This is a genomic window from Brevundimonas sp. Leaf168 (assembly GCF_001423685.1).
Lineage (GTDB): Bacteria > Pseudomonadota > Alphaproteobacteria > Caulobacterales > Caulobacteraceae > Brevundimonas > Brevundimonas vesicularis_C.
The window spans coordinates 43023-58088 of sequence record NZ_LMOY01000012.1 but is presented as its reverse complement, the minus strand read 5'-3'; the positions used below and the strand labels follow the sequence as shown (position 1 = coordinate 58088).

Annotated in this window: 16 protein-coding genes; all 16 read right to left on the bottom strand. The window is 65.2% G+C overall.

Annotated features, from left to right (window positions below; translation table 11 throughout):
• Nucleotides 1-26 precede the first annotated feature (26 nt).
• On the bottom strand, nt 27-293 hold the full coding sequence (locus ASF81_RS12735) for a DUF1467 family protein (protein ID WP_055753501.1): 267 nt from the start codon (nt 291-293) through the stop codon (nt 27-29).
• Nucleotides 294-302: 9 nt separating this feature from the next.
• Nucleotides 303-641 (bottom strand): DUF3088 family protein, encoded by a 339-nt coding sequence (locus ASF81_RS12730; protein WP_055809302.1) that lies wholly within the window; start codon nt 639-641, stop codon nt 303-305.
• Between the two features lie 40 nt (nt 642-681).
• Nucleotides 682-1590, bottom strand: a complete 909-nt coding sequence (locus ASF81_RS12725; protein ID WP_055809094.1) for a hypothetical protein — start codon at nt 1588-1590, stop codon at nt 682-684.
• Between the two features lie 56 nt (nt 1591-1646).
• Entirely contained in the window at nt 1647-3320 is a 1674-nt protein-coding gene (locus ASF81_RS12720) for a ribonuclease J (RefSeq protein ID WP_055753498.1), read from the bottom strand.
• Entirely contained in the window at nt 3321-4100 is a 780-nt protein-coding gene (locus tag ASF81_RS12715) for a type III pantothenate kinase (protein WP_055809093.1), read from the bottom strand.
• Complete coding sequence (locus tag ASF81_RS12710) at nt 4097-4846, bottom strand: biotin--[acetyl-CoA-carboxylase] ligase (RefSeq protein WP_082503565.1); 750 nt, start codon at nt 4844-4846, stop codon at nt 4097-4099. Before ASF81_RS12710 ends, ASF81_RS12715 begins: the two co-directional genes overlap by 4 nt.
• A 4-nt stretch (nt 4847-4850) precedes the next feature.
• Nucleotides 4851-6293 (bottom strand): NADH-quinone oxidoreductase subunit NuoN, encoded by a 1443-nt coding sequence (gene nuoN / locus ASF81_RS12705; protein WP_055809090.1) that lies wholly within the window; start codon nt 6291-6293, stop codon nt 4851-4853.
• A gap of 9 nt (nt 6294-6302) precedes the next feature.
• Nucleotides 6303-7787: an NADH-quinone oxidoreductase subunit M gene (locus ASF81_RS12700; RefSeq protein WP_055809088.1), complete on the bottom strand. Its 1485-nt coding sequence runs from the start codon at nt 7785-7787 to the stop codon at nt 6303-6305.
• A gap of 4 nt (nt 7788-7791) precedes the next feature.
• Nucleotides 7792-9879, bottom strand: coding sequence for an NADH-quinone oxidoreductase subunit L (gene nuoL / locus ASF81_RS12695; protein WP_039247410.1), 2088 nt, complete (start codon nt 9877-9879; stop codon nt 7792-7794).
• A gap of 2 nt (nt 9880-9881) precedes the next feature.
• Complete coding sequence (gene nuoK, locus ASF81_RS12690; protein WP_039247409.1) at nt 9882-10187, bottom strand: NADH-quinone oxidoreductase subunit NuoK; 306 nt, start codon at nt 10185-10187, stop codon at nt 9882-9884.
• Nucleotides 10187-10813 (bottom strand): NADH-quinone oxidoreductase subunit J, encoded by a 627-nt coding sequence (locus ASF81_RS12685; RefSeq protein ID WP_017503986.1) that lies wholly within the window; start codon nt 10811-10813, stop codon nt 10187-10189. The genes nuoK and ASF81_RS12685 overlap by 1 nt, the downstream gene beginning before the upstream one ends.
• A gap of 73 nt (nt 10814-10886) precedes the next feature.
• Entirely contained in the window at nt 10887-11378 is a 492-nt protein-coding gene (gene nuoI, locus ASF81_RS12680) for an NADH-quinone oxidoreductase subunit NuoI (RefSeq protein WP_017503987.1), read from the bottom strand.
• Entirely contained in the window at nt 11378-11557 is a 180-nt protein-coding gene (locus tag ASF81_RS12675) for a hypothetical protein (RefSeq protein WP_045811223.1), read from the bottom strand. The genes nuoI and ASF81_RS12675 overlap by 1 nt, the downstream gene beginning before the upstream one ends.
• Nucleotides 11557-12630, bottom strand: a complete 1074-nt coding sequence (gene nuoH, locus ASF81_RS12670) for an NADH-quinone oxidoreductase subunit NuoH (RefSeq protein ID WP_039247406.1) — start codon at nt 12628-12630, stop codon at nt 11557-11559. The genes ASF81_RS12675 and nuoH overlap by 1 nt, the downstream gene beginning before the upstream one ends.
• 3 nt (nt 12631-12633) lie before the next feature.
• Entirely contained in the window at nt 12634-14679 is a 2046-nt protein-coding gene (nuoG, locus tag ASF81_RS12665; RefSeq protein ID WP_055809086.1) for an NADH-quinone oxidoreductase subunit NuoG, read from the bottom strand.
• Nucleotides 14679-15065 carry a hypothetical protein gene (locus ASF81_RS12660; RefSeq protein WP_055809083.1) on the bottom strand — a complete coding sequence of 129 codons (387 nt, stop codon included), beginning with the start codon at nt 15063-15065 and terminating at the stop codon, nt 14679-14681. The genes nuoG and ASF81_RS12660 overlap by 1 nt, the downstream gene beginning before the upstream one ends.
• Nucleotide 15066: the final 1 nt, after the last annotated feature.

The following is a 15066-nucleotide window of genomic DNA, read 5'->3' as shown; positions in this document are numbered from 1 at the left end:
GGGCGAAAGCTAGGCCGATGCGTCGTTTAGACGGCCGGGCCGCTGGCGAAGTTCGGCAGGGGCAGCCAGCCCGTGAAGATCAGCACCATCACGAACACCCAGACCAAGGCTGAGACCCAGGTGGTGGTCAGGAACTTCTTCTTCAGATTGGGCGTCTTGGGCGCGCCCCATTGTGAGCCATCGGTCGGCGGCTCGTGCGTCTCGCTCGCCGTGCCCAGCGGCAGCACGGCGAACAGGACCGTCCACCAGGCGATGATGTAGATGCCGACCATGGTGAAGACGCCGATGGGCATGACGGACCTCTAGGGATGGGGCCGGCCGACGCCGTAGCGGGCCGCCAGATAGGGAGCGATGGCGTGATCCTGAAGAAACCGCCGGCCGGTCGTTTCGCTGACCTCGGCCTCGGGCCAATCCAGTTCGCCGTCCAGGATCAGGATGGGGCAGCTCTGATGCGTCTCGCCGACCTGGTCGATGACCGGCTGGCGTGGGCGCGGATGGTCCAGATAGACGACGTCCAGCGCATCGCGAAGCTGAGGATAGAAGGCCAGGACACCCTCGATATAGGCGCCGGGCGGGCAGAACCACGGACCGCCCTGATCGTCGTGCCAGTCGGGGTTCAGCAGGAAGAGTCGCTCGGTCATCGGCATGGATATATCCGAGTTGAGGTCGTCGGCGCGACCGCTATTCGCACGATGCGCCAAACCCCGGCGCCCGTAGCGCAAGAAGGATCGAAGAGCGCGCCTGCTGCGTGATCGCCCCGGCGCCTTGCAGCACGCAACCGACCGCCGTGTTCGAGTTCGGCGCCAGAAGGCCGTAGGTCAGGCCTTCCTGAGCCAGGCGAGCCTGGGCGCCCTTCAGCGTTTCGACGGCCGTCGCGACGCGCGCCCGGTCATTGGTGATGCGGGTCATCTCGTGCAGCGCCTCGCCCGAACTGGGAAAGTCATAGGCGTTCGGATCGAACGACGCGATCTCGGCCGACAGTCGTTCGGGATGAATGTCGATGCCGAACTTGGCGTTCTGACTGGCGGAGAAGGCGATGGCCGGCCCGTTCTCAGGCACGACCAGAATATAGGCATGGCGCGGAAACAGCAGATATTGCGCCATGAATTTGGTCACCGGCACCATAGGCATACCGTCCGGTCCCAGGGCATGGGCGCCGACATAGACGCCCGACGGCACGCTGCGCGCATCGATCCGGCCGTTCAGCTTCAGGATGCGATCGACCATGACGTGGTCGAGCAGAAAGACGCCGTCCTCCGCCTCGCGCTCCAGATAGGCATGGATGGCGGCGGTGTCGGGCGCTGGTCCCAGATCGCGGCCATATACGGTCGGAAAGGCGATCGGCGACATCGGTTGGCCGTCGGGCGGGCTGAACCACAGCACGCGCAGTTCGTGAACCGTCCGCGCCAAAGGGTCTTCGCCCCGGAAGGTCGACAGGCTGAGCACCAGATTGACCACGGCGAACAGGGCGACGAAGCCGACTAGCCCCTGCCCCGCAATCACCGCCCACCGCCGCCAACCGCGCAGCGGATGACGGGCGTGCCGAATCCGCTCCAGCAGGCGGCGCGCACGGGCAGGCTTTTTCGACATGCGTTTCCCCGACCGTTCAGGCGCATGACCAATGCGCCCAAACGGTCAAGGTTGCATCAGACGCGCAGGACGACCGTCTCGACGATGGGACGACGATCCCAGATTTGCTGGCTGGCCTTTTTCAGCACGCGGGCGACAGCCTGTTCGATGACCATTTCATCGTCCAGAGCATCGCCCTTCAGGCCCTTGACCACCTGTTCGACGCGCTCTGCCAGCTTGTCCAGCGCATCGCCGAGCGGCGTGGCGGTATCGCCTGGCAGGCCAACGCTGCGGATGTCGATGTCGCTGGCGATGCGACCGCGCTTGTCCAGGGCGAAGCTGACGATCAGCACGCCGTTGGTCGAGGCGTGACGACGTTCCTTCAAGGCCTCGCCTTGCTCGGTCACCAGCATGCCGCCGTCGACATAGAGGCGGCCGTTCGGCACCTCGTCGATGATTTTGGCTGGGCCAGGGGCCAGGCGGACCATGTCGCCGTTGCGCGGCGTCACCGTTTCGGGAACGCCCATATCCTTGGCCAGGTTGGCGTGTTCCAGAAGAAAGCGACGCACGCCGTGGGTCGGCACCGCGATCTGCGGCCGAGCCCATTCGTACATCTGCTTCAGCTCGTCACGGCAGGGGTGGCCCGAGACGTGGATGCCCGGGTGATCCTTCTCGGTATAGAGACGCACACCGCGATCCGCGAGGCGGTCCTGCAGATTGCCGATCGCCAGTTCGTTGCCGGGGATCTGGCGCGACGAGAAGATGCAGTGGTCGCCCAGACCCAGTTTCACGACCGGGTGGGTGCCGTCAGCGACGCGCGACAGCGCCGCCCTCGCCTCACCCTGGCTGCCGGTGCACAGATACAGAATCTGATCGGCGGGCCAGACGCGGGCCTCCTCGTCCGATAGGAAGGGTTTCACGTCCTTCAGCATGCCGACGTGTTTGGCCGCCGCCGTGATCCGGTGCATCGACCGGCCGGCCAGGGCCACGCGACGCCCGCAGGCCTCGGCCGCGCGGATCACGCTGTCCATACGGGCGACGTTGGACGCGAAACAGCCGACCGCGACGCGCCCCTTCAGGCTGGCGATCAGCTTGGAGATGGCGACGGCGACATCGCCTTCGGACCCGGCGACGCCCGGCACGAAGACATTGGTCGAATCGCAGACCATGGCCAGCACGCCTTCGTCGCCCAGGGCGCGGATGACGGGGGCGTCGGTCTTGGTGCCGATCACAGGCTGGTCGTCGATCTTCCAGTCGCCGGTGTGGAACACCATTCCCAGCGGCGTATCGATGGCCAGGCCGCTCGGCTCGGCGATCGAGTGGGTCATGTTGACGAAGGTCACGCCGAACGTGCCGATATCGACGGTCCCGCCCAGCGGCACCTCGATCAGTTCGACCTCGTCCAGAATGCCACGCTCGCGCAGCTTGTCGCGGATCAGATAGGCGGTGAAGGGCGTGGCGTAGATCGGCGCCTTGATGCGCGGCCACAGCCAGCCCAGGGCGCCGATGTGATCTTCGTGCGCGTGGGTCAGCACGATGCCCTTGATGTTCTCACCCTCCAGGAAGGTGGGATCCGGCACGATCACATCCACGCCGGGCGTGGACAGGTCGCCGAAGGTGACGCCGACATCGACGATCAGCCATTCACGGTTCGCCTCTGGGCCGAAGCCATAGGCGTTCAGGTTCATACCGACCTCGTCCGAGCCGCCGAGCGGCAGGAAAACGAGTTCGTCTTGGGTTTGCTTTTTCATTCAATCAGTCAAATGGGCGTTACGACGCCAGATTTCGAGGAGGCCGCGAATAGTCAGGTCGGGATCGAAGTGATCGATGCTGTCGGTCGCGCCTTCGAACAGGCTGGCGACCCCGCCGGTGCCGACGACCGTCATGGGCTTGCCCCACTCCGCCTTGATGCGCCCGACCAGGCCTTCGATCAACGAGATATAGCCCCAGAAAACGCCGGACTGCATGGCCTCGACCGTGCCCTTGCCGATGACGTGTTCGGGTTTTTGAATGGCGATGCGCGGCAGTTTGGCGGCAGCTTCATGCAGGGCCTGAAGCGACAGATTGATGCCGGGCGCGATCAGACCGCCCTCGAATGCGCCGTCGCCCGAAACGATGTCGAAGGTCGTCGCCGTGCCGCTGTCGATCAGCAGAAGGTCGCCGGGATACGTCAGCGAGGCGCCCACAGCATTCACCAGACGATCGGCGCCCGCCTCGCTGGGCTTGGCGATCCGCACCTCGATGCCCAGCTCGGCGTTCTCGCCGATGACCAGGGGTTCGATGTTCAGATAGCGCCGCGCCAGGTTGCGCAGATTGAAGATCGATTGCGGCACGACGCTGGAGATGATGCAGCCGCCGAGCGCGTCGAACTTCAGCCCCTTCATCACCATCAACTGATTCAGCCAGACGGCGTACTCGTCGGCTGTACGGCTGGCCTCGGTCGCGGCGCGCCACTGGGCGATCCAATCCGTGCCGTCGTGGACCGCGAACAGCGTATTGGTGTTGCCCTGCTCGATGGCGAGAAGCATCAGGCGGCTTTCCCGAAGAAGACGTCGCCGGCGGAAATCAAACGCACGGAGCCGTCGGCCAGACGCAGGCGCAGGGCGCCATCTGGCTCCACGCCCTCGGCCAATCCTTCCAGCGTCTCATTGTCCAGACGCGCGACGCACGGTCCGTTCAGGCCCGTCAGACGACTGGTCCAGGCGTCGAGCACGGGCTCGAAGCCCATCGTCTGCCAGCGCCCCCACCAGACGGCGAAAGTCTCGGCCAGGATTTCGGCGGCGGCCTCGATCGGCGGGACATAGGCCAGGTCGGCGCGCAGACGCTCGGCAACCGAGGTCGCCCCCCGTTCGGTGCCCTCGGGTGCATGGGCGAGGTTCACGCCGATGCCGACCGCCAGCCAGAGGTCGCCGTTCGCGTGCCGGCCGGATTCGACCAGGATGCCCGACACCTTGACCCCGTCCAGCAGGACGTCGTTGGGCCATTTGATCGAAACGAGTGCGGGCGAGACGAAGACGTCGAGCAGATCCGCGACGGCCAGGGCCGCGATGAAGGTGGCTTGGGCCGCCTCCGCCGCCGACTTGGGCGTAGTGATCAGAAGGGTGGCGGCCAGATTGCCCTGATCGGTGTCCCACTTGCGACCCCGCCGACCGCGGCCGGCGGTCTGGCGGCGCGCCACGATCCAGCGCGGGCCCGCCTCTCCGGCCTCGGCAAGACGGCGCGCCTCGGCGTTGGTCGAGTCGATCTCGTCGAGGATGACCAGAGGGACGGGCGCCAACGCCCTACCCGTTCCCGAAGCCGGCGCTCGCAGCCTTGGTCAGCGGCTCCAGCCACGTCAGACCGACGATGACCAACGGGAAGGCGAAGGCGGCGCAGGCCCAGCCGATCCACTTCGCCTCGACTGGGGCGGCGTCTGTGGCGATGTCATCCACCGGCGCATCAAACCACATCAGCTTGAGGATGCGCAGATAGTAGAAGGCGGCGACGACCGAGGCGACCAGACCGGCGGCCGCGACGGGCCACAGTCCTGCATCGGCGGCGGCGCCGAACACATAATATTTGCCCCAGAAGCCCGAGAACGGCGGCATGCCCAGGACCGATAGCGACAGGATGGTCAGGGCCACAGCCGTCAGCGGCCGGTCCTTCTTCAAGCCAGCCAGATCGGCGATGCGGCGGATCGGACGGCCCGACTTGGACAGGCTTAGCAGGATGGCGAAGAAGCCCAACTGATCGATGACATACAGCGTCATGAACATCAGCATGGCCTGCAAGCCCTCGGCCGTGCCCGCCGCAATGCCCAGCAGGGCGTAACCGATGTTGGCGATCGACGAATAGGCCAGCAGGCGCTGGATGTCCTTCTGCGCCAGACCACCAAAGGCGCCGACGACGAAGCTGATCAGCGAGATGGCGATCAGGACCTGCGACCACTGCGCGTGAGCGTCGCCGAAACCGTTTTCCAGCGCGCGGGCGATCAGCACCATGGCCGCGACCTTGGGCGCCGTAGCGAACAGGGCCACGACCGGCGTCGGCGCGCCTTCATAGACGTCGGGCGTCCACATGTGGAACGGCGCGGCCGAAACCTTGAACGCCAGGCCGCAGATTAGGAAGACCAGGCCGAAGACCAGGCCCGGGCCGGGATTGTCGGCGGCGACGGCGGCGATGTCTTCGAACCGCATCGATCCGGCGAAGCCGTAGATCAGGCTGGCGCCATACAGCAGCAGGCCCGACGACAGCGCGCCCAGGACGAAATACTTCAGGCCCGCTTCCGACGCCTTGACGTCGTTGCGGTGGAAGGCGGCCAGAACATACAGGGCCAGCGAGTGCAGCTCGATCCCGACGTACATGGAGATCAGGTCGCCCGAGGACGCCATCATCCCCATGCCGGCCGAGGCCAGCACGATCAGGACCGGATATTCGAACTTGGCGATGCGCGTGCGCTTCATCCAGCCGTCACCCAGCACGACCGCAACGGCGGCCGACAGATAGATCAGGCTCTTGGCGTAGATGGCCAGCGGATCGGCGACATAGGCGCCGTTGAAGGCGACGCCCCACGGTCCGACGATCGAGATGACCGACGCGGCGATCAGCAGCAGGACCGACAGGATCGAGACCAGACGGGCGCTCTTGTCGCCCATGAAGGCGCCGACCATCAGCAGGACCAGGGCGCCGACCGCGAGGGTGACTTCCGAGGCGGCGTGATGCAGGGCGGAGAATAGATCAGGCATCTGTAAGTCTCACCCGCCGATCGCGGCGCGATACGCGCTGGTCAGGGCCTCGACGGCAGGCCCGGTGTAATCGAGGACAGAGGCCGGATGGACCCCCAGCCAGATGGTGCCGACGATCAGGGGCACGAACAGCAGCAGCTCGCGCTTGTCGATGTCGGTGATGGTCTCAAGCTTCGGATTGGTGATCTCGCCGAACATGACCGCGCGGTACAGGGTCAGGGCATAGACCGCCGAGAAGATGACGCCCGAGGCCGCGACCAGCGCCGCCCAGGTCGAGGCGTTGTAGGCCCCCGTCATGGTCAGCACTTCGCCGATGAAGCCCGAGGTGCCCGGCAGGCCGACGTTGGCCATGGTGAACATCAGGAAGATGGCGGCGTACCACGGCATCTTGGACGTCAGGCCGCCGTAAAAGGCGATCTCGCGAGTGTGCATCCGGTCGTAGACGACGCCAACGCACAGGAACAGCGCGCCCGAGATCAGCCCGTGGCTGATCATCTGGAAGATGGCGCCCTGCATGCCGATGTCGTTGCCGGCGAAGATGCCCAGGGTCACAAAGCCCATGTGGGCCACGGACGAATAGGCGATCAACTTCTTGATGTCCGTCTGACGCCAGGCGACCAGCGACGTATAGACGATGGCGATCACCGACAGGGTGAAGATCAGCGGCCGGAACATCTCCGACGCCATCGGGAACATCGGCACGTTGAACAGGATGAAGCCGTATCCGCCCAGCTTCAGCAGGATGCCGGCCAGGATGACCGAACCGGCCGTCGGCGCCTGGACGTGGGCGTCGGGCAACCAGGTGTGGACCGGCCACATCGGCATCTTGACCGCGAACGAAGCGAAGAAGGCCAGCCACAGGATCGGCTGGACAGCCGGATCGAAGGCGAAACGCTTCAGTTCGGGAATGCTGGTGGTGCCCGCTTCGTGCGCCATCCACAGCATGGCCAGCAGCATCAGGACGGATCCCAGCAGGGTGTAGAGGAAGAACTTGTAGGCCGCATAGATGCGGTTCTGACCGCCCCAGATGCCGATGATCAGGAACATAGGCACCAGGGTGCCTTCGAAGAAGATGTAAAAGAGGAACAGGTCCAGCGAGGTGAACACCCCGATGACCAGCGTCTCCAGCACCAGGAAAGCGATCATGTATTCAACGACGCGCGTCTCGACCGACTTCCAGCTAGCCAGGATGCAGATCGGCATCAGGAAGGCCGTCAGCAGCACGAACAGGATCGAGATGCCGTCGACGCCCAGGTGATAGCTGGCGCCCGCGAACCACGGAACCAGCTCCACGAACTGATAGCCGGTGTTTGCGGGGTCAAAACCGGCGACCAGCACGACCGACACCGCCAGAGTGACCAGGGTGGTGATCAACGCGATCCAGCGGGCGGCCGGCGCGGTCGCGTCGGCCGACTTGGACGTCAACCGGGCGACGAAGATCGCCAGGGCCCCGACGAGGGGCAGGAATGTAACGAGGCTCAGGATGTAGGGCACGAGATCAGGCTCCCCACGCGAGGATGGCGAAGGTGAGCAGACCAGCTACCCCGAGCAGCATCACGAAGGCGTAGTGATAGACATAGCCGGACTGGATCTTGCCCAGTCGAGCGGCGGATTTCAGCGACACCCAGGCGGCGCCGTTCGGGCCCAGGCCGTCGATGATCTTCACGTCGCAGATCTTCCAGAAGAAGTTCCCGATGGCGCGGAAGCCGCGCACGAAGACGAAGTCGTACAGCTCGTCGAAGTACCACTTGTTGTAGAGGAAGCGGTAGATGACGCCGTTCCGCTCGGCCATGCGACGGCCCATGCCCTCGCGAGCGACGTAGATCCAATAGGCGAAGGCGGTGCCGATCAGCGTCAGGATCAGCGGCGACCATTTCACCCAGGTCGGGACGTCGTGGCTTTCGTGCAGGACGTGGTTGTTCGCGCCGGTGAAGATCGCGCCGCGCCAGAACTCGCCCTCGTGGTGGCCGATGAAGTGCGGCGCGAAGACGAAGCCGGCCGCGACGGCGCCGACCGACAGCAGGATCAGCGGGATCAGCATGACAAGCGGGCTCTCATGCGGCTTCAGCGGGCCATGATGACCGTGATCGTCATGCGCATGATCATCGTGATGATCGCCGACCGGCTCGGAGTGGGTTTCCAACTGGGCGTGCGAGGCGTGGTCGTCAGCATGATGGGCGTCGCCCTCTTCCTTCCACACCGGCTTGTTGTGGAAGGTCATGAACACCAGGCGCCACGAATAGTAGGCCGTCAGACCGGCGGCGATGATACCGACGAAGAAGGCGAACAGGCCGATGGCCGAGTGACCCGAGGCCGCCGAGGCATAGGCGCTCTCGATGATCGAGTCCTTGGAGTAGAAGCCGGCGAAGCCGCCGACGCCAGGGATGCCCAGGCCGGTGATGGCGATGGTGCCGATGGTCATCACCGCATAGGTGACCGGCAGCAGCTTCCACAGGCCGCCCATCTTCCGCATGTCCTGCTCGTGGTGCATGCCGTGGATCACCGAGCCAGCGCCCAGGAACAGCAGCGCCTTGAAGAAGGCGTGCGTGAACAGGTGGAACATGGCCGCCTGATAGGCGCCGACGCCCGCCGCGAAGAACATGTAGCCCAGCTGCGAACAGGTCGAATAGGCGATGACCCGCTTGATGTCGTTCTGGGTCAGGCCGACCGTGGCGGCGAACAGGGCCGTGATGGCGCCGATGATGGCGATGATCTGCGACGCGCCCGGCGCATATTCATAGATCGGGCTCAGCAGACAGACCATGTAGACGCCGGCGGTGACCATGGTCGCGGCGTGAATCAGCGCCGAAACGGGGGTCGGGCCTTCCATCGCGTCCGGCAACCAGGTGTGCAGGAAGAACTGGGCCGACTTGCCCATGGCGCCGATGAACAGCAGGAAGCCGGCCAGATCCAGCGCGGACCACTGGACGCCCAGGAACTCCCACGTCGTGCCGGCCTTGGTGGCGATCAGCGGGAACAGCTCGGCGAAGTTGATGGTGCCGTACATCCAGAAGATCGTCATGATCCCCAGCACGAAACCGAAGTCGCCGACGCGGTTGACGACGAAGGCCTTGATGGCGGCGGCGCTGGCCGTCGGCTTCTTGAACCAGAAGCCGATCAGCAGATAGGACGCCAGACCCACGCCTTCCCAGCCGAAGAAGATCTGCATGAAGTCGGCCGCCGTCACCAGCGCCAGCATCATGAAGGTGAACAGCGACAGATAGGCGAAGAAGCGCGGCCGGCTGTCGTCCTCGGCCATGTAGCCCCAGGAATACAGGTGAACCAGCGAGGACACGCTGGTGACCACGATCAGCATGGTCGCCGACAGGGCGTCGATGCGGATCGACCAGGCCGACTGGAAGTCGCCCACATTGATGAAGGGCGCCAGACGGATGGTGAAGGGCTCCATATGGCCCCAGGTCCATTGGCCGAACACCGTCCAGGCGACGGCGCACGAGAAGAACAACAGGCCGGTCGTGACGGCCTGCGACGGGATGTTGCCGATCCGACGTCCGAAGAAGCCGGCGATGGCCGCGCCCAGCAGCGGGGCGAAGATCCCGAGAATGACGAGGGTATGGAAGGTCACGCTCAGCCCTTCATCACGGAGGCGTCGTCCACGGCGATGTCGCCGCGGTTACGGAAGAAGGTCACCAGGATCGCCAGGCCGACGGCGGCCTCAGCTGCGGCGACGGTCAGGACGAACATCGCCATGATCTGCCCGCTGATCTCGTTCAGATAGGCCGAGAAGGCGACGAAGTTGATGTTCACCGCCAGGAGGATCAGCTCGATCGACATCAGGATGATGATGACGTTCTTGCGGTTCACGAAGATGCCGAACACCCCGATGGTGAACAGGATCGCAGCGACCGTCAGATAGTGGGTCAGACCGATCATCAGAGAAGCTCCTCGGCGCTGACGCCTTCGCCCGTGGCGGCGGACTTGATCTCGACCGACTTGCGACGATCGCGGTTGACCTGGTCGCCGGGGTTCTGGCGTTTGATGTGCGGCTTGTGGCGCAGCGTCAGGGTGATGGCGCCGATCATCGCGATCAGCAGCACGATCCCGGCCGCCTGGAAGAAGTAGACATAGTCTGTATAGAGCACGCGGCCGATCGCCTCGACATTCGTCACGCTGGCGTCCGGCGCGCCCGGTGCCGGCAGGCCCGCAGCGGCGCCGCCCTGAACCACGGCGACCGAGACGATGATCATCTCGACTAGCAGCACGGCGGCGATGATGGCGCCCAGCGGCAGATAGCGCGCGTAGCCTTCGCGCAGCTTCAGGAAGTCCACGTCCAGCATCATGACGACGAACAGGAACAGCACCGCGACCGCGCCGACGTAAACGACGACCAGCAGCATCGCCAGGAACTCGGCGCCCAGCAGGACGAACAGACCCGCCGACGAGAAGAAGGCCAGGATCAACCACAGCACGCTGTGCACCGGGTTGCGCGCGGTCACGACCAGAAGGCCGGAAACCGTGGCGACCGCCGCCAGCAGATAGAAGGCTATGCCTTGCAGCATGTCGGGACGAAGCCCCTTTCGTATCGGCCGCGACCCCGTTCAGGAATCGCCGACCCGTTTAGCGAGATGCGCCTTAGCGGTAAGGCGCGTCGAGTTCCAGATTCTTGGCGATCTGCCGTTCCCAGCGGTCGCCGTTATCGAGCAGGCGTTGCTTGTCGTAGAGCAGCTCCTCGCGCGTCTCGACGGCGAACTCCGAGTTCGGCCCTTCCACGATGGCGTCCACCGGGCAGGCCTCCTGGCACAGGCCACAATAGATGCACTTGACCATGTCGATGTCGTAGCGGGTCGTGCGGCGGCTGCCATCGGCGCGCGGCTCGGCCTCGATGGTGATGGCCTGGGCGGGGCAGATGGCTTCGCACAGCTTGCAGGCGATGCAGCGTTCCTCGCCGTTCGCATAGCGACGCAACGCGTGCTCGCCACGGAAGCGCGGCGACTGCGGATTGCGCTCGAAGGGATAGTTCACCGTCATCTTGGGACGGGCCATATATTTCAGCGACAGACCGATGGCGCCGATGACGTCCAGCATCATCGCGCCCTTGGTCGCTTGGACGATACGGGTGAACATCAGGGCTTATCCTTGGGGGCGGGCGTCGTCTTGGGGGCGGTCTGGCTGGCGCGCCAGTCCTGTTCAATGCGATCCTGGCGTTGCTGCCATTGATAGCTCGACTCGGGCATGCGCGACGGGTCGGGCGCGCAGGCGGCGGTCATCGCCACAAGACCGAGGCCGATGATAGGGCCGCGCATCACGACCCCACCACGAAGACGCGCCAAGCGGAAACGATCACGACCGCGACCAGCGACGTCGGCAGGAAAATCTTCCAGCCCAGACGCATCAGTTGGTCATAGCGATAGCGCGGCACGAAGGCCTTCACCATCGAGATCATGATGAACCAGAAGACCGTCTTGGCCATGAATGTCAGCAGATAGATCGTATAGGCGATCCAGGCCGGCAGCCCATCCATCCACGCCTGCGGCACGCCGGGGTTCCAGCCGCCGAAGAACAGCAGGCTGATCATCGCGGACATGAAGACGATGTTGACGTACTCGCCCATCATGAACAGCAGATACGGCGTCGAGCTGTATTCGACCTGATAACCGGCGACCAGTTCGGACTCGGCCTCGGGCAGGTCGAACGGCGGGCGGTTGGTTTCGGCCAGGGCCGAGATGAAGAAGATGATCGACATCGGGAACAGGATCACCACCAGGGGCCAGGTGTCCGCGCCGCCGCCGAAGCCGTACCAGTTCCAGAACATGCCCTTCTGGCTGTCGACGATCGCCGACAGGTTCATGGTGCCGGCCAGCAGGATCACATTGATGATGATCAGGCCCAGCGAGACTTCATAGGACACCATCTGCGCCGCCGAACGCAGCGAGCCCAGGAACGGATACTTCGAGTTCGAAGCCCAGCCGCCCATGATGATGCCGTAAACGCCCAGCGACGAAACCGCGAAGATGTACAGGATGCCGACGTTCAGGTCCGACACCACCCAGCCGGGCGCGAACGGAATGACCGCCCAGGCCATGAAGGCCAGGATGACGGTGATGATCGGGGCGATGATGAAGACCGCCTTGTCCGCACCGGCCGGGATCACGACCTCCTTCAGCACGAACTTGATCATGTCCGCGAAGGATTGAAGCAGGCCGAAGGGACCGACGACGTTCGGACCCTTGCGCATCTGCACGCCCGCCCAGACCTTGCGGTCGGCCAGCAGCAGGAAGGCGACGGCGATCAGCACGCCGACCGTGATCAGCAGGACCTGGCCGACCGTAATCAGCGTCCAGCCCAGAGGCGTGGCCCAGAAGGAAACGGGGTCCATGGCTTACTCCGCCGCCATTGCGACCGGCTGGGTCCGCAGGGCGGACAGCTCGGCCATCGTCGCGCTGGCGCGCGCTATCGGATTGGAAAGATACGGGTCGGCCACCGCCGAGACGAAGGCGCGGTCGCCCAGATCGCCCTTGGCGCCCAGGGCCGCCACGTCGAACGTCGCCGGCGCGGGCAGATAGTCGATCCGGCCGAAGGTCGGATGATCGCCCATCAGCTTGGCGCGCAGTTGCTCCAGCGTGTCGTAAGGCAGGGTCTGATCGACGCGCGCCGACAGGGCGCGGATGATGGCCCAGTCTTCCTTGGCCTCGCCCTTGGGGAAGACGACACGTTCGGCCATCTGCACCCGGCCCTCGGTGTTGACGTAAAGGCCGGCCTTCTCGGTGTAGGCCGCGCCCGGCAGGATCACGTCCGCGCCGTGCGCGCCGCGGTCGCCATGGCTGCCCAGATAGACGCGGAAGGCGTTCGAACCGGTCGGATCGATCTCGTCGGCGCCCAACAGGAACAGCACGTCCAGCGCATCTGGCTTCAGCATTTCGGCGACGGTCAGGCCGCCCTCAGCCGGCACGAAGCCCATGTCCAGACCGGCGACGCGTGACGCGGCATGATGCAGGACGTTGAAGCCGTTCCAGCCTTCAGCGACGACGCCGACCTTCTTGGCCAGGGCGCCGAGCGCGTTCAGGACGGCCGGGCCGCCCTCCCCGCCCAACGCGCCGGAGCCGACGATGATCGCCGGACGCTCGGCCTTGGTCAGGAAGTCCAGCGCCGACTTCGGCAGCTTGGCCAGGGTCTGCGTGCCTGCGCCCAAATAGGCGTAGTCGAACGTCAGGTCGGTCTGTTCGCCAATCAGACCGATCTCCATGTCGCCCTTCAGCCAGGCCTTACGCAGGCGGGCGTTCAGCAGCGGCGCCTCGGTGCGCGGATTGGCGCCGACGATCAGAACGGCGTCAGCCTTTTCAATGCCTTCCAGGCCGGAGTTGAACAGCCATCCCTCGCGCGGGCCGTAACCCACGGCGGCGCCGTCCTGGCGGCAGTCGGTGTTGTTGGAGCCGAGCGCGCGGAACAGGTCCAGCGTCGCCTTCATCGACTCGGCGTCCTGCAGATCGCCGGCGATCACGCCGATGCGGTCGGCCGGCGCGCCCTTCAGCTTGGCGGCGACAGCGTCCAGCGCCTCGTTCCATGACGCGGCGCGCAGCTTGCCGTTCTCGCGGATCCACGGACGGTCCAGACGACGCGCGGTCAGGCCGTCGACGACGTAGCGGCTCTTGTCCGACAGCCACTCCTCGTTGATGCCTTCGTTGACGCGCGGCAGCACGCGCATCACCTCGGACCCGCGGTAGTCGGCGCGGATGTTCGAGCCCAGGGCGTCCATGACGTCGATGGTCTCGGTCTTCTTCAGTTCCCACGGACGATAGTGGTACTGCCACGGACGGTGCGTGAGGGCGCCGACCGGGCACAGGTCGTTGACATTGCCCGACAGCTCCGAGGCGACCGACTTCTCCAGATAGGTCGTGATCTCGGCGTCCTCGCCGCGCGAGATCATGCCGATGTCCGGCACCCCGGCGACTTCGGTGATGAAGCGGACGCAGCGCGTGCACTGGATGCAGCGCGTCATGAACGTCTTGATGGTCGGACCCATCGCCTTTTCTTCGACCGCGCGCTTGTTCTCCGAATAGCGCGAGCCGTCGCGGCCGTAGCCGACCGACTGGTCCTGCAGGTCACACTCGCCGCCCTGGTCGCAGATCGGGCAATCCAGCGGGTGGTTGATGAGCAGGAACTCCATCACCCCTTCGCGGGCCTTCTTGACCATCGGCGTGTCGGTGAAGATTTCCTGGCCGTCGGCGGCCGGAAGCGCGCACGAAGCCTGCGGCTTCGGCGGTCCAGGCTTCACCTCGACCAGGCACATGCGGCAGTTGCCGGCGATGGACAGGCGCTCGTGATAGCAGAAGCGCGGGATTTCTTGTCCGGCGCGTTCGGCGACCTGGAGCACGGTCATGCCGGGCTCGAACTCGGTTTCGACGCCGTTGACCTTGGCGATAGGCATCAGCGGGCCTCTTGCTTGGCGGCGGGAGCCGCCATTTGTACATCCACGGACATCGGCTGACCGTCGCGGAACAGGCCCGCGCCGTCGGCTTGCGCCCGGCATTCGAATTCCAGCCTGCCGCCATCGACCGGCGCGCGCCACGACACCTGGGCCGTGCGTTCGCCGGTGGCGGTGAAGGCGACCGCGTCGCCTTCCTGGCCATACATGCGGTTCACCACGTCGCGGCAAGCCGTCTCGAGGTTCGCCGGAGCCGCTGTCGCGGCAGGAGCCACTTCAGCAGGAGCCGCCGTCGCGGGCGCGGTCGACGCTTCAGGCGTAGCCTTTTCCCCCTCACCGCAAGCGGCGAGGATCGGAAGCGTCAGCAACAGGGCGACGGCGAGGCGCATC